General features: G+C 36.2%; 21 protein-coding genes and 5 tRNA genes. 14 read left to right on the plus strand and 12 right to left on the minus strand.

Annotated elements, in window-relative coordinates; all coding sequences use genetic code 11:
* The 6 genes from CJF12_RS08990 to CJF12_RS09015 all read left to right on the plus strand — a co-directional run bounded on the left by CJF12_RS08990 (position 1) and on the right by CJF12_RS09015 (position 6589).
* Positions 1–1260: an efflux RND transporter periplasmic adaptor subunit gene (locus CJF12_RS08990; protein WP_034682335.1), complete on the plus strand. Its 1260-nt coding sequence runs from the start codon at positions 1–3 to the stop codon at positions 1258–1260.
* A gap of 22 nt (positions 1261–1282) precedes the next feature.
* Positions 1283–2032, plus strand: a complete 750-nt coding sequence (locus CJF12_RS08995) for an ABC transporter ATP-binding protein (protein WP_034682336.1) — start codon at positions 1283–1285, stop codon at positions 2030–2032.
* Between the two features lie 23 nt (positions 2033–2055).
* A complete protein-coding gene (locus CJF12_RS09000) occupies positions 2056–3285 on the plus strand; it encodes an ABC transporter permease (RefSeq protein WP_034682338.1) in 1230 nt (409 codons plus the stop codon).
* Between the two features lie 132 nt (positions 3286–3417).
* A complete protein-coding gene (locus tag CJF12_RS09005; RefSeq protein ID WP_034682340.1) occupies positions 3418–4083 on the plus strand; it encodes a DUF2461 domain-containing protein in 666 nt (221 codons plus the stop codon).
* Positions 4084–4306: 223 nt separating this feature from the next.
* Positions 4307–5101, plus strand: coding sequence for an FkbM family methyltransferase (locus CJF12_RS09010; protein ID WP_034682342.1), 795 nt, complete (start codon positions 4307–4309; stop codon positions 5099–5101).
* Between the two features lie 9 nt (positions 5102–5110).
* The gene (locus CJF12_RS09015) at positions 5111–6589 is read left to right on the plus strand and encodes a lipopolysaccharide biosynthesis protein (protein ID WP_034682343.1); all 1479 of its coding nucleotides are present in this window, start codon (positions 5111–5113) and stop codon (positions 6587–6589) included.
* Here the strand turns inward: CJF12_RS09015 and CJF12_RS09020 are convergent.
* From CJF12_RS09020 to CJF12_RS09035, 4 genes are all read right to left on the minus strand, one after another.
* Entirely contained in the window at positions 6582–7628 is a 1047-nt protein-coding gene (locus CJF12_RS09020) for a hypothetical protein (RefSeq protein WP_034682345.1), read from the minus strand. The two genes, CJF12_RS09015 and CJF12_RS09020, sit on opposite strands and share 8 nt — an antisense overlap.
* 74 nt (positions 7629–7702) lie before the next feature.
* Positions 7703–8557 carry a glycosyltransferase gene (locus CJF12_RS09025; protein ID WP_034682347.1) on the minus strand — a complete coding sequence of 285 codons (855 nt, stop codon included), beginning with the start codon at positions 8555–8557 and terminating at the stop codon, positions 7703–7705.
* Positions 8558–8634: 77 nt separating this feature from the next.
* Positions 8635–10035 (minus strand): aspartate ammonia-lyase, encoded by a 1401-nt coding sequence (gene aspA / locus CJF12_RS09030; RefSeq protein WP_034682348.1) that lies wholly within the window; start codon positions 10033–10035, stop codon positions 8635–8637.
* Positions 10036–10106: 71 nt separating this feature from the next.
* Positions 10107–11132, minus strand: a complete 1026-nt coding sequence (locus CJF12_RS09035; RefSeq protein ID WP_034682349.1) for an N-acetylmuramoyl-L-alanine amidase — start codon at positions 11130–11132, stop codon at positions 10107–10109.
* A gap of 136 nt (positions 11133–11268) precedes the next feature.
* Between CJF12_RS09035 and CJF12_RS09040 the strand changes: the two genes are divergently transcribed.
* From CJF12_RS09040 to CJF12_RS09055, 4 genes are all read left to right on the plus strand, one after another.
* Positions 11269–11353: transfer RNA gene (locus CJF12_RS09040), tRNA-Ser, on the plus strand.
* Positions 11354–11378: 25 nt separating this feature from the next.
* Positions 11379–11453: transfer RNA gene (locus CJF12_RS09045), tRNA-Pro, on the plus strand.
* A gap of 44 nt (positions 11454–11497) precedes the next feature.
* Positions 11498–11571 (plus strand) — tRNA-Arg (locus CJF12_RS09050).
* A gap of 81 nt (positions 11572–11652) precedes the next feature.
* Positions 11653–11892, plus strand: coding sequence for a GIY-YIG nuclease family protein (locus tag CJF12_RS09055; RefSeq protein WP_262485054.1), 240 nt, complete (start codon positions 11653–11655; stop codon positions 11890–11892).
* A 90-nt stretch (positions 11893–11982) separates the two neighbouring features.
* On the opposite strand, the gene CJF12_RS09060 is transcribed toward CJF12_RS09055, so the two are convergent.
* A complete protein-coding gene (locus CJF12_RS09060) occupies positions 11983–12780 on the minus strand; it encodes an alpha/beta hydrolase (protein WP_051887205.1) in 798 nt (265 codons plus the stop codon).
* Between the two features lie 108 nt (positions 12781–12888).
* Between CJF12_RS09060 and CJF12_RS09065 the strand changes: the two genes are divergently transcribed.
* The 4 genes from CJF12_RS09065 to CJF12_RS09080 all read left to right on the plus strand — a co-directional run bounded on the left by CJF12_RS09065 (position 12889) and on the right by CJF12_RS09080 (position 14369).
* Complete coding sequence (locus CJF12_RS09065; protein ID WP_051887206.1) at positions 12889–13308, plus strand: winged helix-turn-helix transcriptional regulator; 420 nt, start codon at positions 12889–12891, stop codon at positions 13306–13308.
* Between the two features lie 651 nt (positions 13309–13959).
* Positions 13960–14034, plus strand: a tRNA-Pro gene (locus CJF12_RS09070).
* 19 nt (positions 14035–14053) lie between these two features.
* Positions 14054–14127 (plus strand) — tRNA-Arg (locus CJF12_RS09075).
* 50 nt (positions 14128–14177) lie between these two features.
* Positions 14178–14369 (plus strand): GIY-YIG nuclease family protein, encoded by a 192-nt coding sequence (locus CJF12_RS09080; RefSeq protein WP_034682380.1) that lies wholly within the window; start codon positions 14178–14180, stop codon positions 14367–14369.
* 54 nt (positions 14370–14423) lie between these two features.
* On the opposite strand, the gene CJF12_RS09085 is transcribed toward CJF12_RS09080, so the two are convergent.
* The 7 genes from CJF12_RS09085 to CJF12_RS09115 form a co-directional block, all read right to left on the minus strand.
* Positions 14424–15512: a fatty acid desaturase family protein gene (locus CJF12_RS09085; protein WP_034682352.1), complete on the minus strand. Its 1089-nt coding sequence runs from the start codon at positions 15510–15512 to the stop codon at positions 14424–14426.
* Between the two features lie 237 nt (positions 15513–15749).
* Positions 15750–16382 carry an MgtC/SapB family protein gene (locus tag CJF12_RS09090; RefSeq protein ID WP_034682353.1) on the minus strand — a complete coding sequence of 211 codons (633 nt, stop codon included), beginning with the start codon at positions 16380–16382 and terminating at the stop codon, positions 15750–15752.
* Positions 16383–16460: 78 nt separating this feature from the next.
* The gene (locus tag CJF12_RS09095) at positions 16461–17303 is read right to left on the minus strand and encodes an SH3 domain-containing protein (RefSeq protein WP_034682381.1); all 843 of its coding nucleotides are present in this window, start codon (positions 17301–17303) and stop codon (positions 16461–16463) included.
* A 14-nt stretch (positions 17304–17317) separates the two neighbouring features.
* Positions 17318–18145 carry a 50S ribosomal protein L11 methyltransferase gene (prmA, locus tag CJF12_RS09100; protein ID WP_034682354.1) on the minus strand — a complete coding sequence of 276 codons (828 nt, stop codon included), beginning with the start codon at positions 18143–18145 and terminating at the stop codon, positions 17318–17320.
* Between the two features lie 250 nt (positions 18146–18395).
* On the minus strand, positions 18396–19109 hold the full coding sequence (locus CJF12_RS09105) for a 3-ketoacyl-ACP reductase (RefSeq protein ID WP_034682355.1): 714 nt from the start codon (positions 19107–19109) through the stop codon (positions 18396–18398).
* A gap of 179 nt (positions 19110–19288) precedes the next feature.
* Complete coding sequence (locus CJF12_RS09110; RefSeq protein ID WP_034682357.1) at positions 19289–20035, minus strand: glycerophosphodiester phosphodiesterase family protein; 747 nt, start codon at positions 20033–20035, stop codon at positions 19289–19291.
* A 64-nt stretch (positions 20036–20099) separates the two neighbouring features.
* Positions 20100–23189, minus strand: a complete 3090-nt coding sequence (locus CJF12_RS09115; protein ID WP_034682360.1) for a TonB-dependent receptor — start codon at positions 23187–23189, stop codon at positions 20100–20102.
* Positions 23190–23262 lie beyond the last annotated feature (73 nt).

A 23262-nucleotide genomic window follows, 5' to 3' on the forward strand; every position in this document is an offset into this window, starting at 1 on the left:
ATGAAAGCAAAAAATAAAAAATGGCTCATATGGCTTATCGGTGGTATTATTGTTGTCGGAGGGATCTGGTATTTCTTTCTCAAAGAAGAGGAAGTTAAAATACGACTGGAAACCGTAAAGCCTGAAATGGGTGAAATTTCAAATTCCATCACTGCTACCGGAACGATTCAACCCGTAGATACTGTAGCAGTAGGAACACAGGTTTCCGGAATTATTAAAAACCTTTATGTTGATTTTAACTCACAGGTAAAGAAAGGGCAGCTTCTGGCTACTCTAGACCCAGAGTTACTCCATGACCAGGTATTACAGATTAATGCTAATTTACAAAATGCTAAAAGCAATTTAGCGTATAATGCCACCAACTTCCACAGACAATCCCAACTTTATGAAGTTGGAGCTATAAGCAAAGCTGATTACGACAACTTTCTGAATCAATATGATGCTGCAAAAGCACAGGTAAATTCTGTTAATGCCCAGCTTGCTGCAGCCAATAAGAATCTTTCACTGACGAATATTTATTCTCCAATCGACGGAACCGTCCTCAACAGAAATGTAAGTGAAGGGCAAACTGTTGCTTCCAGCTTCAGCACGCCTACTCTTTTCAGTATTGCCAAAGACCTTACGAAAATGCAGGTTCGCGCTTCTGTTGATGAAGCCGATATAGGAAACGTGAAAGTCGGACAAAAAGCAACCTTTACAGTGGATGCCTTTCCCGATGAGATTTTCAATGGTCAGGTTTCAGATGTACGTCTGCATCCTACTGTTTCTTCGAATGTGGTTAACTACACTACCATAATCAATGCTGATAACTCGAGCTTGAAATTAAAGCCCGGAATGACAGCCAATATTACGATCTATACGAATGTTTTGGAAAATGTAATGAAAATCCCGGTAGCAGCAACCAGTTTCTGGCCTGACAGTCTCGTCATGAAAAACTACAAAATCAACTCTCCTTTTGCAAATGGCAAAAAAGGAGGAAACAGAAAAAGGAAAAGCCCACTTCCAAACGCAAATAAAAATGAAGCCGGGGTCTGGATTATCGGAAAAGACAGCATCATTTCCCGAAAAAAGATTAAAACAGGAATGGATAATGATACTGAAATGCAAGTTGTCTCAGGATTAAGCCTTAATGACAATATCATTACAGGATATAAAAGCCTGAGCAAAAAAGCCTCAGGAAGCACCGCAAAAAGCCCATTCTTACCTCAAAGATCAAGAGGTGGCAACAGCGGTAAAGGTGGAGGTAGCGGACCAAGATAAATTTTTAATAAAAAGCAATACCATGGCTGAAAAAATTCTGGAGATCATCGATCTGAAACGAGATTTTAAAATGGGCGAAGAAACCGTACACGCTTTAAAAGGAGTCACTTTTTCTGTAGAACGGGGTGAATTCGTAACCATTATGGGAAGCAGTGGATCAGGAAAGTCAACACTGCTCAATATTCTAGGATGTCTTGATAAACCCACCAGTGGTGATTATATCCTCGATGGTGTTAATATCAAAAATTTGAGCCGGGACGAACTCGCTGTATTAAGAAATCAGAAAATCGGATTTGTTTTTCAGTCTTATAACCTTTTACCGCGCACCACTGCTAAAGAAAATGTAGAATTACCTCTTCTCTATAATTCAAAGGTTTCTACAGAAGAACGTCATAACCGAGCTATTAAAGCACTTGCTGCCGTAAAACTGGAAAGCAGAATTGACCACCTTCCTAATCAGATGTCTGGAGGTCAGCAACAGAGGGTTGCTATTGCCAGAGCGCTTGTCAATGAACCGGTCATGGTCTTAGCCGACGAAGCAACAGGAAACCTCGATACACGGACTTCGTATGAAATTATGGCGCTAATGCAGGACTTACATCAACAAGGAAGAACTATCGTTTTTGTTACCCATGAACCAGACATCGCCACTTTCAGTAGCAGAACCGTGACCCTGAGGGATGGCAAAGTAATTAAAGATGTTAATAACGAACATATAAAATCTGCTAAAGAAGCTTTGGAATTTCTTCCGGTCAATGATGATTATAAATAATATGAACCTCAAAAAGAAATGAAATGAATGTCTCCAATCTTTTCCGAATTGCCTGGCGAGCACTTTTAAGAAACAAGCTTCGTGCATTCCTTACTATGCTTGGAATAATCATAGGAGTGGCCTCTGTTATCGCTATGACTGCCATAGGTGAAGGTTCAAAGAAAAGCATCAGTGATCAGCTTTCATCCATGGGCTCCAATATGATTACAATTCGCCCGTCCAGTAATATCAATGTTTCCGGAGGAGCCAGAATCGGTGCTTCAGGATTGCAGACTTTAAAGCCCCAGGATGCCGAGGCAATCTCAAAAGGTGCTCCTGATGTTTCTTATGTTTCCCCTGCCGTTCAAACCAACGGACAATCTATCAATGGACCCAACAACTGGCCTACTCAGCTTCAGGGTGTCAATGTAGATTATTTCAGTATCCGGGACTGGGCTGTTACGGACGGAAGCCTGTTTACTACAAAAGATGTCACTTCTTCCAATAAAGTATGTCTCCTCGGCCAGACTGTTATCACCAATTTATTTCCCAACGGAGAAGAGCCTGTTGGCAGCATCATCCGCTTCAACAAAGTACCCATGAAGGTAATTGGTGTTTTAGCTCCCAAGGGATCTAATGCTTTTGGACAAGATCAGGATGATGTTATTATCGCTCCTTTTAACACCGTTCAAAGAAGGTTTTTAGGTATTACCTATGTACAGACGATTTACGCTTCATCCACTAATGAAAATACTTCACAAAAAGCGACAGATGAAGTTTCCGAAATATTAAGAAAACAGCATAAACTCTCTGCTGACGGAAATAATGACGATTTTTCCGTTAGAACTCAGGCTGAACTGATCTCTACAATGAGTTCTACAAGCCAACTGCTTACGGTATTATTATCAGCTATTGCAGGAATTTCATTAGTAGTTGGAGGAATCGGCATCATGAATATCATGTACGTTTCAGTTACAGAGAGAACAAAGGAAATCGGCTTAAGAATGTCTATTGGGGCGAGAGGGAAAGATATTTTATATCAGTTTCTCATTGAAGCTATCCTTATCAGTATTACAGGAGGAATCATAGGTGTAATTTTAGGCGTACTGACTTCTAAGCTGGTTACTCAGTTTTTATCATGGCCTACTTACATTACCGAATCCTCAATCATTATTTCATTTATTGTCTGTGCTATAACAGGGGTGTTTTTCGGGTATTATCCTGCCCTTAAGGCTTCAAAACTTGATCCTATTGAAGCTTTGAGATACGAATAGTCTTCGTTTATCTGTCATTAATACTTATATCTTCAATCTAAAATAAGGAATGTCTTTTTGATTCATGATCCAAAAGCTTATGTGTGATGAATATGTGAATAGATTTAATTAAATTTGATTAAAAATAAAAAAATGTCGGCTACCATCTCTACAAAAACATTTGATTTTCTAAAGAAATTATCCAAAAATAACAACCGCGACTGGTTTAACGAAAATAAAAATCTTTATACAGAATCACAGGAAAATGTTATTGAGTTTCTGGAAGATTTAATTGAAGAAATGGCAGATTTCGATAATGACATTGCCAAAATCGATGCTAAAAAAGCCCTATTTCGCATTTATAGAGATACCCGGTTTTCAAAAGATAAAATTCCTTACAAAACTAATTTCGGAGCTTCCCTGGGAATAGGCAAAGGAAGCCAGAAGGGAGGTTATTATCTTCATATGGAGCCTGGAAAATCATTTTTAGCCGGCGGAATCTATATGCCTGAATCTTCCACTTTAAAAGAAGTACGTAAAGAAATTTCATTATACGGAGATGAGTTCATTAAAATCTTGAACAATAAAGAATTTAAAAAACACTTTCCAGAATTGGTACAAAATGATAAATTGAAAAAAATCCCGCAGGGCTTTGAGAAAGAGGACCCAATGGGAGAATATTTAAAGTTGAAAAGCTTTATTGTCATGTACCAGATGAAGGATGAAGCTGTACTTGACAAAAATGCAATAAAAGAATTTACAAAGATTTTCAAACTCATGAAACCATTGAATGACTTTTTGAATACTCCTTTTCAATAAGAAAAGCTCTATAAAATTTCTAGACCTATATCTTTCTTCACTATCCCCCCGTTTCTGAAATGTAAACACAGGATGACAAAAAGAGGTAAAAAGCTTTGTAAAGTTGAGTTTGTAATAATGCTATACAGTAAGCATCTACTGACAATCAAGTGATTCCATTGAAACAAAATTAACATGAGTTTAACATTTTTGTTTATCTTTGCTCCCTGTCAAATAATCAAGGATGTCTTTATACCAAAGAATTGCAGAAAACCTACAATACATAAGTCCGAGTTTTTATAAAAGTAGATATTTTAAAAGTTTAAATAACCTTTCAAAGGATAATTTTTCGGCGCGTAATGTAGAGCCGGAATTAGTCTGGATTAAAGAATATTTACCGGAACATGCTGTAATTCTTGATATTGGCGCTAACGTAGGAACTTTTTTATACCAGTTGGAAAGAAAGCTAAGTCATGATCATATTTACGCTTTCGAACCCAACAAAAAACTGTATGCTCGTTTAAAAAGACTGTTCCCATCTATGAAGGTCCTTTCTATGGCACTTTCTGATGAAAATACAACAGCGGAATTTAAAGTTCCTGTTATTAACGGAAAGATGGTAGCTTCAAGAGGCACCCTAAATACTTCTTATAAAGAAAAAGGGGAAGAAAAAAGCTATACAGAAAAAGTAACCGTTGTTAAACTGGATGACTGGGCGGCCCAAGAGCAGATTTCAGCCCTCGACTTTATTAAAATAGATGTCGAAGGAAATGAAATGAAAACGCTTTTAGGAGGCAAAAAAACGATTACAAATTTCCGGCCTACTCTTATGGTGGAAATGGAACAGAGACATCATGAGAAACCGATTTGGGATGAAATTTCAGAGGTTGAAAGCTGGGGATATGAAGCACAGTATTTAAACCGCTCCCACTTTAAGCTTGAAAAGTTGACTGAAAAGATTTTAGTCAAAAATACAAGTGACGAAAAAAACAAAACCGAATACATCAACAATATTATTTTTATACCAAAAACCCTTTAAAATAAATTTATGAGTGTAGTAGCAAGACAAGGATTCAAATATTCCATTATCGGTTATATTGGCTTCTTGTTGGGTACCATTTCGGCTATCTTTATCTTTCCGAATGATTTTGAATTTTACGGAAAGCTACGCTACATTCTGCCCACGGCAGAAATGCTTGTTCCTTTCGTGGTTTTGGGAATTTCATACTCCAATGTTAAATTCTTTCACAGGGTAGAAAAAGACGGAAAAAAACAGAATATGCTTTCGCTTTCTCTGTTAACTATTCTGATCAATTTTGCGATATTCAGCATTGTTTTCTTTATTTTACCTTTTGTATATCCAAAATTCACTAAGCTGGAGGCATGGAAAACAAAAGAAATCATTCTCCCTCTTGTTTTAATCTTATCATTCTGTACGGTTTTCAATAAATACACCTCCAACTATAAAAGAATTGTCGTATCCAATATATTTGACAATCTATTCCCTAAAATAGCTAATCTCGGAGCTTTCTGTCTGTTTTTCTATTTTGCTTTATCCCAAAAAATTGCATTTGCTTTTTTCTTCGGAATGTTTTCTTTAATGCTTTTCGGATATATTTACTACACTAATAAGCTGGAAAAAATACAGTTCGACTTCAGTACAGAATACTTTAAGAAAAATAATTTCTGGAAAGAATTTGCCAACTATAGCTTCTTCGGCTTCCTGGGAACGTTTGGCAATTATTTGGCGATTAACAGCTTTATGATCGGCGAATTTATGGGGATGGAGGAAAACGGGATTTACGCTGTTCTTTATGCGCTTATTTCACTTATTTCTATACCTCAGCTAGGACTATTCAATATTTCAGCACCCATCATCAGCAAGACACTTGCAGAAGGTGATATGGAAGAGCTTGACAGATTCCACAAGAAGACTTCATTGTCGCTATATTTTTTAGGAGCCGTTTTATTCTCATGTATTATGGTTGGGTTTCCATTTTTAACCCAATTTATGCCTAAAAACGGAACAATGCTAAGAGAATACGAACCTGTAGTCTGGATCTGGGGATCTGCGGTCCTTATTGACCTGGCCACAGGATTCAATGGAAACATTATTTCTCTTTCGAAATATTACAGGTTCAATATCCTGGTAATGCTTTTACTGGCTGGACTAACTATCGGCCTGAATTACTATTTTATTAAGAATACTGATCTGAAACTGATCGGGATTGCATTATCGACCGCTATTTCATTAACAACTTACAATGTTATAAAAATTGTCTTCAATTACCTGATGTTTAAAGTATCACCCTTGACTATAGAAATGATTTTCGTTTCTATTATCTGTACTTTAGCCATCACTGTAGCTATTGTATTGCCAACTTTCAATAATAATTTCATTAATCTACTTTACAAACCGGCTGTCGTCCTGATATTAATTTATATTGGAAATTATTTCACCAAGATATTCCCGGTAGAAGACTACCTGAATATGAAATTCATTAAAAGTATTTTTAAATTTAAATAGTGATAAGACTGTTTAATACCTTTTCTAAGTTTTCCCGTATCATCTCTCTGCTATAGAATTTTTGGAAATCAAATTCATGGTTTTGAAGCTGCTGAAACTGCTCAATGACATTTTCTTTCTCTGAGAGAATAAAGCTTAATTGTGAAGGATAATTTTCAGGAAAAACAGCAATCTTTCCATATTTAATCGCATCTCCTACGTTTCCCGTCATTTTAGTTTTCCCGTACACTTCCTTCTGACTGAAGAATGTTGTTATATCTTGAATCGGACACCATAGTATGTTTGCCTTTTGCATCCAGACTTCATAATCATCAGCAGAAACTCTCTCTTTAAAGTATTTCAGTCTGATGTTTTCAGGTACTTGTCCGGATAGCGCTTCAAGTGTTCTAAGTTCTTTTCCTTCTGCCTTTCCTAAAAATACAAAAGTATACGGTTCAGGACTTTTCAGATTTTCAATGGTTTTAAAAATATGCTTATAATTTCTCCTTTTCTGTGAAACTCCTCCTGGAATAACCACTACCATCTCTTTATTATCCGGCTTAACGAAGTTTTCGGTATAAAAAAGAGGCAGAAACTTATACTTTTCTGAAGACAATTCAACATCCAGTACTAAAAGATTTTTAGTATGTCTATATACTTTTGGAGAATAAAACAATCCTTCTTTCAACCATAATTTAAGCCTGTAAATCAGATCTTCTTTAAAAATACTTTTGATCAGATTCAATTTTGATGATTGAGGAAAATTGAGGTTATGAGTAATAACGGCCGTGTTATACTTCTGAACAATGCTTAGAAAGGTATTAAAATAGCGATGAACCGTTCCGATAATGACGACCTCATATGGTTTAGTTTTCAACTGGTCAGAAATCATCGAACTATCGGATAAAAAAACAGCTTCTCCATCTACTTTAACCTGGTCTTTTATTTTTTTTGAAAAATAATAATCTACTTCAAATTCATGCGAGCCTTTCATAACATTCATGAAAGCTTGCGCAATTTCAGCATGAGTATCTATTTCTATGTAAGCTATTTTTTTCAAAATGTCCTGAGCTGTGAGTATAATTTCTTGTTTTTACTGACTTTAAGTACTTCAGACCGATTAGGCTAAATTATTTATATTTTCAGCCATTTATTTTTTAGTGTTTTCCAACGCTGATTATTAATTACTTTCTGTTCTTCTTTGGTCAGTTTGAGTTCTAATTTTTCAGATCTGCAGTTTTCGTATGTTTTAATAATCCGGAAGAAAAACGTAATGGATTTGCTTTTCATGGCTTCTTTACATGATGCTATATATGCGAGAAACCTGTTTAATCCTAAAAAATAAAAATATCTACCATAATAGTCTGATTCTTTTACTGTGTAATCAGCTCCTTTTACTTTAATTAATTTTACTTTAAGTTCCGGTAAAACAATTTCTTCCCAGCCTAAATTCTGAAGCAGTATGGAATCAATATTATCCCAGCCCAATGTTTCCCGAAGTCCTCCCATCTCCAGAAAACATGCTTTTCTGTAAGCCTTCATCGGACCTCTGACGTGTTTCTTATTTGAGTTACCTTCGTACACCCAAACCCCATCTTTTTCCACATACAACAAACCTCCTACTAAACCATATTCCGGGTTTTCGCTAAAAGCAGTTTGTATTGTTTCAAGGTAATTAGGGGATAATATAATATCAGCATCAAATTTACAGATAATATCAAAATCATCCAGTTTCTGAGTCTGCAATCCTTTTTTAAAAGCATTAACCACTTTAGAGCCCGGTTGATGAGCAGATTTTTGAAGAGCTATGGTCTCAAATCTGGAATCCAGATCAGTATATCTTTTGATCACATCAGCTGTCCCATCTACAGAGCCATCATTGGCTACCACTACTTTAAAATCCTTATAACTTTGCTGCTGTAAAGAATCTAAAGTAAACGGAAGGTTATTTTCTTCGTTATGAGCCGGTATTACAATTAAAAATTTCACGAACGTAATTTATAATGATAAGTGATGATGCTTGAAATCTGAAATGAATACCATCATCACTTATCATTGATATTATATTATTTATTATGCGGTTTCAGCATATTTTTAGGATCCAGAATTTCGTCTAATTTTTCCTGAGAAAGGATGCCTTTTTCAAGTACTAAATTATAAACACTCTGTCCTGTTTCTAAAGCCTCTTTGGCAATCTGAGTTGATTGTTTGTATCCGATATAAGGATTAAGAGCAGTGACAATACCAATACTGTGCTTCACCATATTTAAGCACATCTCTTTATTCGCAGTAATTCCCACAACACATTTATCACGAAGCGTATCTAATGCATTACAAAGGAAATTGATATTTTCCATAATCGCATGGGAAAGAACAGGCTCCATTACATTAAGCTGCAATTGACCTGCCTCTGCAGCAAAAGTTACAGTAAGGTCATTTCCTATGATTTTAAAGCAAACCTGATTAACCACTTCCGGAATTACAGGATTCACTTTTCCCGGCATAATAGATGATCCCGGCTGCATAGGTGGAAGATTGATTTCAAAAAGACCGGCTCTTGGACCGGAAGAAAGCAACCTTAAATCATTACAAATTTTCGACAACTTTACTGCAAGACGCTTCATTGCTGAAGAATAAATAACGTAAGAACCCGTATCCGGAGTTGCTTCTACTAAATCAGGTGCAGAAACAATAGGAAAACCGGTAATCTGAGCAAGATTTTTAGCGCAAAGTGTAGCATAGCCTACAGGAGCATTCAAACCAGTTCCGATTGCTGTCGCTCCCATATTAACCTCAACAAAAAGGTCAGCATTATTATTTAATTTAGAAATATCTTCTTCGAGATTAGCTGCAAAAGCTTCGAACTCCTGCCCTAAAGTCATAGGAACCGCATCCTGAAGCTGAGTTCGTCCCATTTTGATGACATCCTGAAACTCCTTCCCTTTTGCACGGAAAGCAGCCACTATTTTCTTAAGTCTTTCAACCAATCCGATATTCATTTGTAACAGCCCCATCTTAATAGCTGTAGGATACGCATCATTCGTCGATTGAGAAAGGTTGATATGGTCATTCGGTGAGCAGAATTCATACTCCCCTTTCTTTTTACCTAATTTTTCCAGCACCCTGTTAGCGATAACTTCATTCGCATTCATATTAATCGAAGTTCCGGCTCCTCCCTGTATCATATCGACAGGGAACTGATCATGAAGCTGACCATCGATAATTTCATCACAAGTTTCTGTAATTTTGAAATATAGATTTTCATCCAGTAGTCCTAATTCATAATTAGTTTTTGCTGCTGCTTTTTTTACAAAAGCCAATCCCTTGATAAAGTCAGGATAAGAAGAAAGAAGTTGTCCCGAAATTTTGAAGTTGTTGATCGCTCTTTGAGTCTGAACTCCATAATAAGCATCTGCCGGCACATTGAGTTCTCCCAGCAAATCGCTTTCTTGTCTGAAATTTTCCATTACAGATTTTTTAGTTTTTTTATCGTTTAAATATAGCAAAAAACGCATCGTTAACAGATGCGCTTTAAATTTTATTTTGCAGAGTATTTCTGATTCAAAGCTTGCAATATGGCCCATGTTTCCGCATCCATAATTCCATCATAATTTTGCGGACGGAAATGATACTGAAAAGCTTCAATAGTTTTTTTCGTTGCATCATCCCATTTTCCGCTAGCCTCTATTCCATACCCAAATTTTTGGAGTGCCGTCTGAACTAAATAGATAAATGATGGTTCACTATACCTGTTCATCAGATCCGTTTGCGCCAGTTCAAAGATACTTTGTTTTGCCGCTTCATCATACCACATTCCTATCTGATATTCGTCATATAATCTTTTCCATGGAAACATAGGTCCCGGATCCTGTTTTCTCGTAGGAGCAATGTCAGCATGAGCCAAAACATTCGTTGGCTGAATCTGATACCTTGTAATGATATCTTTAGCTAAAGCTGCTACCTTTCTTACCTGATCATTATCAAAAGAAGCGAACGTTCTTTTTCCTGTAGCATCCGTTGTATAACCTGTATTTACAATTTCAATCCCGATTGAAGTATCGTTTAGGTTCTTATCGTTTCTCCAAGAGCTTATTCCTGCATGATAGGCACGTTTATTTTCATCTACCAATTGATAAATTTCATTATCTCCCGTATTATTAACAAGGTAATGGGCACTCACCGCCTGCTGCGTAAGAACAGTAATTGATTTATCATCCTGTAATGCTGTATAATGAAGTATTAAATATTTCTGTCTGAAGTTTTGTGCTACCGCCGGAAAAAAGGTTTTTACCACTTTATATCCTGCTGGTTTTGCAGAGACAATAGAACCATAGCTGGCTGTATTATCATTCTTCGTAACATCAGCAATATTGGTTGTAAAAAATTCTACTCCATGATCATTTGTAATTTGTGGTTTTGGCCTCTCTGTAACCGGAGTTTTAACTACAGTTTTTGGCTGTGTCACGGGAGTTTTCGGCTTATATACTGTTTTCTTAATATTCTTCTGAGGAGCACAAGAAAAAACAAAAGCGCTTAATCCGATGATATATAATGTTTTACGCATTAGTCTAATTTTTTAATCATTTATTAGGTCAAAAATACGTAAAATTTTCTTGAAATTTATTTGGTAAATAAAGAAATCTATTCTATATTTGCACTCGCAATAACGGAATAACGATCATTAAAAAATAAAGATAAAAGGAGGGTTGCCAGAGTGGTTAATGGAGCAGTTTGCTAAACTGTCGACGCGAAAGTGTCGCAAGGGTTCGAATCCCTTACCCTCCGCATTTCTTTTTCTTAAAAACATACTCGGGGCGTAGCGTAGTCCGGTCATCGCGCCTGGTTTGGGACCAGGAGGTCGCAGGTTCGAATCCTGCCGCCCCGACTTTTTTAATGCGCTTATTAACTAAGCGAGAATCAACTTTTAATGGGTGCGTAGCTCAGCTGGATAGAGCATCTGCCTTCTAAGCAGACGGTCAAAGGTTCGAATCCTTTCGCGCTCACAGAAAACTCACAATTTATTGTGAGTTTTTTTGTTTTATATTAAACCTATGTGTTATTGTTACATTCTTTTTTCTAAATCTTTGAACAAATATTATATTGGTCATTCTTGTGAAGAGCTACAGGAAAGATTAAGAAAGCATTTATCAAATCATAAAGGTTTTACAGCAAAGGTAAAAGATTGGAATATTGTCTATTATGAAATTTTTAATTCTAAGTCTGAAGCATACAAAAGAGAGCGAGAATTAAAAGCATGGAAAAGTAGATCTAAAATCCAAAAACTTATTAATGAATCACAAAGGATAGAGCATCCCGATTTTTAATCGGGACGGTCAAAGGTTCGAATCCTTTCGCGCTCACAAAAAACTCACAATTTTTATTGTGAGTTTTTTTGTTTTATATAGCCTCGTCTATTAGTTACTATCAACCAGACCTTTTAGCATTTCAGATAATTTAGCGGGTTCAGTGAGCATCGCATCGTGTCCTGTAGCAATTTCTAAATATTTCCAATTTAGCGATTTATCCACTTTCACTTTATCAGCCATTTCTTTCATAATCGGCAATTGTGGGTCGGTACAAGCAATATAAACCAATGGCAAACCGTTGCCATAAACATTTTTCAATCGTAATGTTTGAGCGAAAGTACCAAAAGGTTGCGGCGTTACTCGAGCTTCCACCCATTGCACTTGTTTCGCATTGGTTACACCAAATAAAGACACTGCAAGAGGTTCAAAATTTTCTTTTTTGCGGATATTTTCCATTTGAACTTTTCGCACCGGATCAGGCTGCATCGAGATCGGACTTTGACCATTTTCTACCAACATCGCATCTAAGAAAATCAATTTATGTAAACGCTCAGGAATTCGATCTGCCACACCTGCTATCACAGCTCCGGCATAGCTATGTCCCACCAAATACACATCGTGCAAGTCTTCCATTTCTATCAAATTTACAATATCTTTAATATGGGTATCGATATTCACCTTTTCATTGATCAGATGCTTTCTTTCACCTAATCCCGTTAAGGTTGGGCTGTAGACTTTATAATCTTTCTTTTCTAAATTATTTTCCACATCTTGCCAGCACCATCCGCCGTGCCAAGCACCATGAACGAGTACGAAAGTAGATTTGTGATGTACGTTTTGAGCATGAACGATAACGAAACTGCTCATCATGAAAAGCAGCAGAAATAAGCTTTTTAATTGTTTCATTTTTTATAATTTTACTATGTTTTTATTTACAGTACAAAAATAAAATCATCAGAAAGGGTAAACAATAACTCATCCTAAAATGAGTCGTTCAACAAGATAAACGCAAAAATGGCAACACCTAGAAAAGAACTTTCCACCAATACCGAAAACTTGCAAACGCTTGCAGAAGCGTGTGATGTGAATGATGTACTCACACAAATATCGCTCCGTTGGAAAATGCAAATCCTCTACTGCATTGCTGAAGATATATCACAATTTAGCACCCTCAAAAAAGCTTTCCCTACCCTATCAGACCAAGTTTTGAGTAAAAGATTGAAAGAGTTGAAAGAAGAATTTCTAGTCGTAGCGGAACCGATTGAAGATACAGTACCGCCACAAATAAGATACATTCCCACTGAAAAAGCAACACAGTTGCTAAAGATCATCCTCGACCTCCATCATTGGGGACTGAACTGGAAAATGACGGGAAATAATTACTGCACTATGAATTTAGAAGAATTGGCACAATCGGAAAATGACAGAAAATAAATCGCTCTGGAACGTTCCCAGTTTTCATTGAGTTTTTTCTTTTTATCGCTATCTTCCAGACTTCTCCCTCCGCCCATTTCTCTGTAATATCTTGGGTACGTTCACCCAATTTCCGGAAGGTAAGTCCAAATGCACTTACCAGCCTCACGGCCTCGTGTCCTCGTGTCCTTCATTGCCTAAAAGGCCATTTAACATAAGATAGCCCTCTCTAAGCTCATCCTCAAGCCCCTTTAGATGATCAATGATTATTTTTTTGGTCCCGCAATGAAAATCTTCCAAATTTCCTTTTAAGATCATTGATATCCAGGATTTCTTGCGGTAGAATAGAAATTCTAAGTCTGAAGCATACGAACGAGAGCGAGAAATAGATGTACTTTATTCTAAATTCTTATTGACTATTCCCTACTAAAAATGATTGAAAAACATTAATACAGATCATTTAAAATTTTTAATTTTCAATCTCAATAATTTAATTTCTCCTGAGCTCAATAAATATTCTCCATAATTTAACATAATGATTAAAAGCCAGATAGCCAATAACTTCTTCAATTGGATAATATTTTATCTGATTTTATTTTTATAATTCAAAAAAACATTCTATATTTGCACCCACAAAAAACGAGGTAAAATTCGTTTCAGATGACCTTTAATCGGGGCGTAGCGTAGTCCGGTCATCGCGCCTGGTTTGGGACCAGGAGGTCGCAGGTTCGAATCCTGCCGCCCCGACTTTTTAAAGACCTTTTAAGGGTGCGTAGCTCAGCTGGATAGAGCATCTGCCTTCTAAGCAGACGGTCAAAGGTTCGAATCCTTTCGCGCTCACAAAAAACTCACAATTTTTATTGTGAGTTTTTTTGTTTTATATTAGACCTATGTGTTATTGCTACATCCTTTTTTCTAAATCTTTAAACAAATATTATATTGGTCATTCTTATGAAGAGCTACAGGAAAGATTAAGAAAACATTTATCAAATCATAAAGGTTTTACGGCAAAGGTAAAAGATTGGAATATTGTCTATTATGAAATTTTTAATTATAAGTCTGAAGCATACGAACGAGAGTGAGAAATAAAAACTTCAATACTTGCTTCCACTTGCACGAAAAGCTACAAGGCACAGTTAATTGGTTATAGCTTCTTTACCAAATTTTTTCAGCGTTAAAAAATGCGAGTGTAGCGCTGATAAAAAGCTCTTATTTTCATTGTAAGGCAAATTGAACTCCATCGCTGTCTTCTTCACAATGGCGGAGATCGCTCCATAATGTATGTGGCAAACTTTAGGAAATAAGTGATGCTCGATCTGCCTGTTAAGTCCACCAAGAAAAAAGGCAGCGAGTTTATTGTGTGTTGCAAAATTTGCTGTTGTACGCATCTGGTGCTCAGCCCAGGCTTCTTCCATCTGTCCGGCTTCGTTAGGCATCGGAAAATTGGTATTCTCAACAACATGAGCCAGCTGAAATACCAGTCCCATCGTTAAGCCTTCAGCAATATGTAAAAATAGAAAGCCAATCAGAAACTGCCACCAGCTTACATCCAGGACCCATAACGGCAGTCCAATAAAAAGGAAATAATAGAGTGCTTTATAGAAAAATAAATTGAAATACTCCAGTTTAGGATGTCTGTTCTGATGCGCACCAATTTTTTTTTGGAAAAACTTCACAAAATCCTTACGGAATACCCATGATAGGGAGGCCAGACTGTAAAGCGGAAAAGCATACCAATGCTGGTATCGTTGGATACTATTCACTTCATCTTCTTCAGCAATCCGGATTAACCCCGGCGCTACCTCAATGTCCTCGTCGTGCCCAGGGATATTGGTATATGTATGGTGAACCACATTGTGGGTGATACTCCAAACGTATGGATTAGCGCCGATCAGATTAAAAATAAACCCGAACAACTTATTTATTTTTTTATTACCCGAGAGGGCACCATGTATAGCGTCGTGACATATATTAAAACCGACAAAGGCACTAAACATACCCAAAACCACTGCAAGTGGCAAGAGCATCCAGATAGGCAACAGAGCCGAAATGATTACAAGGTAGATTCCAATGAACCCCACAAGGAAAAACACAGTTTTACCCCACATATGGGCATTGGCATGTTGACTTAATTCATTCTGACTAAAAAATTGATCTACTCTACTCCTGAGAGTTGCATAAAAAAGAGAACCAGAAGCTGATGAGAATTTTACTTTTTGTGACATAAGATATCTTGTTTGATCTACCTGACGCGAACAAACAGATGTATTAAAATCGGGTGTTGGAATAAGGAGGATATTCGGTCTTCCGGCACATTACCGGATTATATACACATATAACGTATTAATTGTTAATTTATTATAGTTTCATTAAATGCACATCTATAAGATTGTGATTCTATTAGAATTAATTGTCCTTTTTTATAATAAATATTATCTAAAAAGACAGACAGAACATTATATCTAATATTTAAACTCTTCAATGACCTTATCATTAAATAGAGCTTTCATACACTTTTTATGATTTTTTGCTGCACCCTGTACACTCCATATGATAGTATACCTTTCACCACTCCTCATTTCTTTCCATCTGCATGGTTTTAAATGATATTCTTTAATCAGACTTTCATACTCATCAATCACATTACTTCCATAAGGAAGAGTAATCTGATACATATAGCGAATACTTATCTTATCAATAATACTCTGGATATTATTAAATAAAATAAGCAGTAAAAACACAGCAATTGAGCCTACAACAGCTTCTTTATAATATCCTGCACCTATGGTCATCCCCAAAGCGGCACAAATCCAAATAGTCACCGCTGTAGTAAGCCCCGACACTCTGCTTTCTTCTTTAAAGATAACACCCGCTCCCACAAATCCGATTCCGGTAATAATGTTGGCCGCAATACGATCAGGACTTCCTTCTCCTCCAATGCTTAGAGAAAGCATAGTAAATATACAAGATCCCAGAGTAACTAAGATCATCGTTCGCAGTCCTGCTGATTTTAGCTGATACTCACGTTCAATTCCAACTATCCCACCCACGAAAATGGAGAATAGGATGGGAAATATATCATCGATAAAATTCATCTGTGTACTTTTTTTCTAACGTAAAAATAAAAAAACCACTGCAATATATACAGTGGTCTTATTTATTATTTTAAAAACTTATTTCAGCTTATATGAGCTTCCATCCCAAAGATAAGTTTTGGAAGAGTATTTCTTCTTTTCTCTATCGTTATCATCTTTTTGCATCTCTTCTGTTTTAAAAACAATGGTATTGGAAGTACCTCCTTTATCATTTGGAAATACAAAGCTTTCGCTATGGTAATAAATATCTGCATCCCCTACATTCATTAGCTGAGGCAATGCAATTAATTTTTTATCCTTAAACAACACATATTGATCATAACTGGCAATTCCACAAGCTTCTCCTGAAACCATTGCTTTTAGGGTTAATTCAACATTCTTCAGTTGATGATTGCTTTCTACGGCAAATGTTCCATAACTTAGTTCTTCTCCCGATCCTGTATTGAAAAAAACCTCATCAATTAAAGTATTGCCTTCTACAGCTTTTATACTTGCAATATTCTGGTTTATATTATCTCCAAGTTGTTTATCTTTCTTTTTTTCAGTTTTTGAAAGCCCAAAAAGAAAATCATAGCCATTTTTATTTCTGTAGCCTACACAAAGATTTCCACCCCAAATATATCCTTCAGAGTTTTGACCCCCTTTTTGATACGATATTTTATACCAATTTGATCTTCTTTCTCCTAATTTTAAAATCGTTTCATCTTTTTGAAGAATGAGAATCTGCTGATTGGTTGGCAAAGAATCCAATACCTGGGCATTTACATGAGGCTCCTTTCGTACTCTTGTCCAATCTGTAAAAATTTTCTGTGATTTATTTTCTTCAAATTGAAAAATTCCATTAGCATAGACCATTTCATCTTCCTGTGCAGAAAACAATTGTAATACAAACAAAGAAAAACATGTAAATAGAAATTTCATAGGCTTTCTATTAATTATTTTTCTAATAATAAGCTCACCCATTCTTCACGCTGCAGCTGCTTTTTCAGCTCAAGATTATTTTCCCTACACACTTCCAGTATATCTTCCACATCGAAAAAGCAAAGCCCTGACAGCAATAGCTTTCCTCCTTTATTTAAAACGGACACATAAGTAGGAATATCCGAAATAAGAATATTACGATTGATATTGGCTAAAATAATATCAAAATTCTCTTTCCCTAAATTCTCAGCGGTGCCTTGTTCAATATCTAAAGTAACTCCATTTCTCTCTGCATTTTCTTTAGAATTTTCAACGGACCATTCATCAATATCAATTGCTTTCACGTCACCGGCACCCTGCTGCTTCGCATAAATTGCCAATACAGAAGTCCCACATCCCATATCCAGAACTTTCTTACCTTGTAAATCCATATCCATCATTTGCTGAATCATCAAATGTGTCGTAGGGTGATGTCCTGTCCCGAAAGACATTTTAGGTTGAATGATAATTTCATGCATTCCCGGCACAGATTCATGGAATTCAGCTCTGATCAATACTTTATCATCAATATTGATCGGTGAAAAGTTCTTCTCCCATTCTTCATTCCAGTTGATATTCGGCATTTCCTGGAAAGAATATTCTATTTTTACATTTTCATTTTCAAAAAGCGGAAGCGCTTTAAGGTCATTTTCATTGAATGCATCTTTCTGAATATATCCTAAAATACCGTGAATTTCTTCAGTGAAACTATCAAAACCTATTTCAATAAGCTCTGCCATTAATATTTCGTTCCACGGTTGGAGCGGAGAAATTTTAAAGTTGAATTCTAAATAATTTTGCATGTGATCAATTTGATGCAAAAATAAAACTACTTTTTTGAATTCATGTTTTTTTAAGCATAAAGTCTGCAAAGATTTTTGAATGATTAATCATTTGAAAAATCATTCAAAATATTAAGTTTTGGCTAAAGCCGAAAATATGATACATAGAAAAAGCGGGCTAAAGCCCGCTTTTATTGATTTTTATAAAATAGATCTAGGGCTTTCATTCTAGAAGTCATCAACTCTAGACATCGAACTTCGATCCGATTTGTTAAGGGTTTGTAGAAAAGATAGAACCGTTCGCAATTAAAGCTCTTCTGTTCATTTTTAGGATATCTCTTACCCATTCTGCAAAATCTTCCGGCTGTAATACTTTTTCCGGATTTCCGTCTGTCAGTCCTCCCTGAATACTCATATCAGAAGCAATAGTACTTGGTGTAAGGGTAATAACACGGATATTTTGCTTTCTCCATTCTGCCATCATTGATTGTGACAAAGAAATAACAGCTGCCTTAGAAGCTGCATAAGCGGACATATTTCCGCCACCTTTTAGCCCTGCAGTTGAAGCAACGTTAACAATATCTCCCTCTCCTTTTTCTTTCAGAAACGGATAAACAGCTTTCGCAGCATAATAAACCCCGAAAAGATTGGTTTTAATTACCTGCTCCCAGGTTTCGGATGGCATTTCTTCGATAGAACCAAAGTCTCCTATCCCTGCATTATTAACCAAAATATCTACCCCTCCCAATTGTTCAGCCAAAGATTCTATGCCTTTTTTTACCGCTGCTTCATCATCTACACTAAAAGTTGCATATGCTGAATTAACTCCTATATTTTTAATTTCTTCAACAGTATCTTTTAGATTCTTTTCATTTCTCCCTGTAATGGCAACATTTACTCCCTCATTTGCCAGAGCTAAAGCTACTGCTTTTCCTAAGCCTCTTCCACCACCTGTAACAATGGCATTTTTTCCTTTAATGTTCATAATAATACTTTTTGTCAGACAAATTTACGAAACAACATTTTCACAAAGCCTCCGAATTCAGAATTTAATAAACATTTAACCACAAAAATGGGTTTAACCTTCTCTTTTTGAAGTAACAAAATAAAACCGGCTTATATATTATATTAAGCCGGCTTCTTTGAAAGTATAGTAAAAATAATTTATTTATTTTTTAGCTGATCAGGAATATTAGTCGTAATAAAACCTATCCCCTGCCCTTTTAATTTTTCATAAACAGTGACATCATTTACCGTCCATGAATTAGTAATCAGGCCTAGTGCTTTAGCTTCGGAAATCCATGTTGGATTTTTTTCAAAAACACTGTAGTGATAATCTAAACCATCCAGTCCTTCTTTTTTAATTTCCTGAGGAGATAATTCCCCATTCAGATACTGAACTTTAAATTTAGGGTCTGCTTTTTTTAGTTCTTTACAGATGTTTAAGCTGAAAGAAATAAATTCGCTTTGCCCATCCAGCTTCATATCTTTTATCATTTTAACGGTCTTTTGAACCAATTCGTCTTCTTTTTCTTTTGTCTTATCCGGCTTAATTTCAACAATCAGCTGAAGTGCAGGGTCTTTCTTTCCTTGCTTCAGGTAATCTTTTAGGGTCGGAAAGTTTTCCCCGTTTGATAACTTCTCTTTTTCCAGTTCCTTGAAATTGGTTTCGGAAATCTCCATTTTCCCATGATGCTCATCATGGTTGACTACAAGAACTCCATCTTTAGTCATTCGTACATCGAATTCAGCACCATAAATTTTTAATTTCTGTGCATTTTCCAATGATTTCAGGGAATTTTCCGTGGTAGGAGGTTGTGTCTGCCAATAACCTCTGTGTGCGATAATCTGGGTTTGTGCCTTCATTGCAACTGTACTTAAAACTGCTAACCCTAAGATAAAATTTTTCATAATATAATTAGATAATTAAAAAATTTCAAAGTATAAGACTTTGACATAAAGGTAGTATTAAATTTTAGAAAGTATATTTTGCACCGATCTGAATTTGATAAGGATTTCCTGACAATGGCTCTAAACCACTCGTATTTCTTATATATTCAAATTGTTTCGTATCAGGATTAAACTTTGTAATTCTATACAGAGAGGTATTTCCATAAGATTTATTCACTCCCCATTCTTTGTTAAGTAAATTCGCTACGTTAAAAATATCAATTGAAAGTTCAAAAGCACCGATTTTTTCAAATTTTATTTTTTTAGCAACACGAACATCCCAAACCCCGAAGAACCCATTTTTTCCTCCGTTACGTTCTGCAATCTTATTATTATAATCCGTGATATAATTTTTTAAGGCTTTTCCTACCTCAGGATCATCAATCAGAGATTGAGTCAGGTTCGGGAAAATATATGCCAGGTCATTAGAATCTACAAAATCCCCATTTACGTTACCTCCGGCAGTCATGGAGAAACGAGTTCCTCCGATCCCTGAATATCGAAGACCTACGGTAAACCCTGCAATAGTAGGTGAGTTTCCATATAATACTATTTTGTTACGGAACTGGTTATCTGAATAAGTCATTCTTAAATTTCGCGGATCACTTTCAACCATGGTTGATAATGTTGCAGAATTTGCTACATTTCCATTGTAAGACGTATTATCCTTGATATCAGACCAGGTATAACTTGCCGTAATTTCTCCATCTTTCCAATAACGGTAACTTGTATCAACTACAAATGAAAACTGATTTACTTTTCCATCACTCACCAGCTCTAATACTCTACCAAAATTAGGGTTTATCCTTCCTGCTTTCCAATCTATCGATACACTATTATTAGGATTGTTTACGATACCACTGGTAGGAACAAATACACCTCTTCCTCCTTCATTATTCAGTGTAAAGTAAGGATTGGCAACCATGTTTCTATCATAGTAGAAATAATTGTTTCTTCCTAAAGCCATATACCCTGCTATTCCTGCCCTGAATCTTTCATTAAAGAAGTGAGTATATGAAATATTCGCTTTATAAACGATTGGAATTCTGGCATCTTTTCCTGTATAATTGATGGTTGGAACCTGATACTGTGCTAATGAAGGTACTGTTCCATAATCATTTCTGTAATCCGCAAAGTTTGGAACAAGTCCTATAGCTGTAGGATTCACATCCACTGTTGCCAGATGCCTGCCGTCAAACACCAGATTATTAATCACCATATAATTGTTGATATCAGATGAGAAAATTCCCGCTCCGAATTTCAGGAAATCTCTATTTCCCTCATTCATATTCCATTCGAACTGAAATCTTGGCTGAATCACAAATGATTTGATCCGATTATCTGTTCTGATTCCCATTTCATCATACAACTTCTGATTAAGCCCTGCCTTTGGATAGCCTCCATAATCAAGTCTTAATCCGGCCATTAAATCAAGACCTCTTGCAATTTTAGTCTGAATCTGACCATAAACACCTATATTCCAGATATTGGATTTTACAGAAGGATCATCCATTAAAGGAACTTCTCTGTAGAACCTATAGGGCGTAAGATTGTTGAAATTCCCCATTCCCTGGAACTGAAACCTTCCGTTAACCTCACTTCCATACACTGATTTTGCTCCGGTATACATTAAATCTGCCCCGAAAGTGTATTTTATCTTATCGGTATTATAGTATAAATTGTCAACGATCTGGAAAACATTGTTTCTAAAACTTTCCTGTCCAAAACGATGTCCGCCGATCTGGATATTAGTCGTACGGTCTTTACCATCAATATTAGAAACTACCCCTTCTACAATAGCCCTTGGAACGGCATGTCCTAATTCATTATTCTGGTAACTATCCTGAAAAGTATATAAATATTGTGCTTTTAATTCATTAGTCAGATTCGATTTCAGATTGGATCTCAAGGTCAACAATAAGCTGTTATCCATATTCTTATCATTTCCATAAGATTCAAAGAAGTTGATGGCTGTATTATCCACCAATCCATTTTTATTTAAATCATAAGTAAAGTTATTCCTCAGTGTCAGTAAGTTCTTCTCATTAATCTGCCAATCTAAACGTAAGAATGCAGCATCTGAGTTTCTCACCTTATCAAAGCTTCCGAATTGCGGTGTATTCCCCACTCCGTATTTTGCTCTGGCAACATCTAAAAACTGATTTAATGTCTGATTGGTAACATTTAATCTCAGCTCATCTTCTTTTGACCGTACATCTGCAATAATCAATGGTCTTGAGTCTAGCTGGTGATCCCAGGCTACAAAAAAGTGTAATTTATTTTTAATGATAGGCCCACCCAATGAGAATCCAAATTGTGAGGTAGAGAAATCATTTTGTCTTTTATTCCCTCTGATATCGTATGGACTTGAAAGCCAGTTTGTCCTTAGGTATTCCCAGGCACTTCCTGTAAATTTATTGGTTCCGGATTTCGTAACCGCACTCACGGTTCCACCACCACTTCTTCCTAAAGTAACATCGTATTGATTTGTTGTAATTTTAAATTCCCGAACCGCTTCAATTGAAATGGAAAACGGGGCTCCACTCCGGCTCGTTGTAGAACCTGCAGAAGTTGGGTTTTTAGCAGTCATCCCATCAATCGTAAAATTGGTAGAAGAACCCAGCTGTCCAGATAAATTTCCTCCTTTTCCACTTAAAGGAGAAAGCTCAGTAAGATTGGTGAAATTCCTTCCGTTAACCGGTAAAATCCCCATATTCTTTGCAGAGATAGCAGTCGCAGCACCTAAGTTTCCAATTTTGTTTTTCAGGTTTCCTGTTACCACTACTGCTTCTATCACTTTTTCACTCCCCAGATCCATATTGACTGTAACCTGATCTCCAAAGTTCACATTATATCCTTCTCTTTTTTCATCATTTACGATAACCGTATAAGGTCCGCCAAGAGGAATTTCCTTAAAAATATATTCCCCTTTTGAGTTGGTCTCGGTCTCAGTTTTGAAACCTGTGGACTCATTAACAATAGTTACTTTTACTTTTCCTTCAGTGGTACCCGCATTCGTTATCTTCCCTGTAATAGAAGCCTGTGTAGTTTGCGCGTAAGCCAGTGTCCCAAAGCTTAAAAACAACAATCCCAATACAATCTTTACTTTTCTCATCTTTTCAAATTAGCTAGCCGCAAAGGTATAAGGTCTTATAAGGCATCCTGTTTACGGGAGTTTTAACATTTTT

The organism is Chryseobacterium piperi, from assembly GCF_002285635.2.
Taxonomy (GTDB): domain Bacteria; phylum Bacteroidota; class Bacteroidia; order Flavobacteriales; family Weeksellaceae; genus Chryseobacterium; species Chryseobacterium piperi.

Coding starts and splice junctions, on each gene's coding strand:
- prmA (WP_034682354.1), bottom strand. CDS start 18,145: ATGCAAAATTATTTAGAATTCAACTTTAAAATTTCTCCGCTCCAACCG.
- CJF12_RS09005 (WP_034682340.1), top strand. CDS start 3,418: ATGTCGGCTACCATCTCTACAAAAACATTTGATTTTCTAAAGAAATTA.
- CJF12_RS09000 (WP_034682338.1), top strand. CDS start 2,056: ATGAATGTCTCCAATCTTTTCCGAATTGCCTGGCGAGCACTTTTAAGA.
- CJF12_RS09090 (WP_034682353.1), bottom strand. CDS start 16,382: ATGAATTTTATCGATGATATATTTCCCATCCTATTCTCCATTTTCGTG.
- CJF12_RS09065 (WP_051887206.1), top strand. CDS start 12,889: ATGGCAACACCTAGAAAAGAACTTTCCACCAATACCGAAAACTTGCAA.
- aspA (WP_034682348.1), bottom strand. CDS start 10,035: ATGGAAAATTTCAGACAAGAAAGCGATTTGCTGGGAGAACTCAATGTG.
- CJF12_RS09010 (WP_034682342.1), top strand. CDS start 4,307: ATGTCTTTATACCAAAGAATTGCAGAAAACCTACAATACATAAGTCCG.
- CJF12_RS09080 (WP_034682380.1), top strand. CDS start 14,178: ATGTGTTATTGCTACATCCTTTTTTCTAAATCTTTAAACAAATATTAT.
- CJF12_RS09085 (WP_034682352.1), bottom strand. CDS start 15,512: ATGTCACAAAAAGTAAAATTCTCATCAGCTTCTGGTTCTCTTTTTTAT.
- CJF12_RS08990 (WP_034682335.1), top strand. CDS start 1: ATGAAAGCAAAAAATAAAAAATGGCTCATATGGCTTATCGGTGGTATT.
- CJF12_RS09015 (WP_034682343.1), top strand. CDS start 5,111: ATGAGTGTAGTAGCAAGACAAGGATTCAAATATTCCATTATCGGTTAT.
- CJF12_RS09035 (WP_034682349.1), bottom strand. CDS start 11,132: ATGCGTAAAACATTATATATCATCGGATTAAGCGCTTTTGTTTTTTCT.
- CJF12_RS08995 (WP_034682336.1), top strand. CDS start 1,283: ATGGCTGAAAAAATTCTGGAGATCATCGATCTGAAACGAGATTTTAAA.
- CJF12_RS09115 (WP_034682360.1), bottom strand. CDS start 23,189: ATGAGAAAAGTAAAGATTGTATTGGGATTGTTGTTTTTAAGCTTTGGG.
- CJF12_RS09060 (WP_051887205.1), bottom strand. CDS start 12,780: ATGAAACAATTAAAAAGCTTATTTCTGCTGCTTTTCATGATGAGCAGT.
- CJF12_RS09105 (WP_034682355.1), bottom strand. CDS start 19,109: ATGAACATTAAAGGAAAAAATGCCATTGTTACAGGTGGTGGAAGAGGC.
- CJF12_RS09095 (WP_034682381.1), bottom strand. CDS start 17,303: ATGAAATTTCTATTTACATGTTTTTCTTTGTTTGTATTACAATTGTTT.
- CJF12_RS09110 (WP_034682357.1), bottom strand. CDS start 20,035: ATGAAAAATTTTATCTTAGGGTTAGCAGTTTTAAGTACAGTTGCAATG.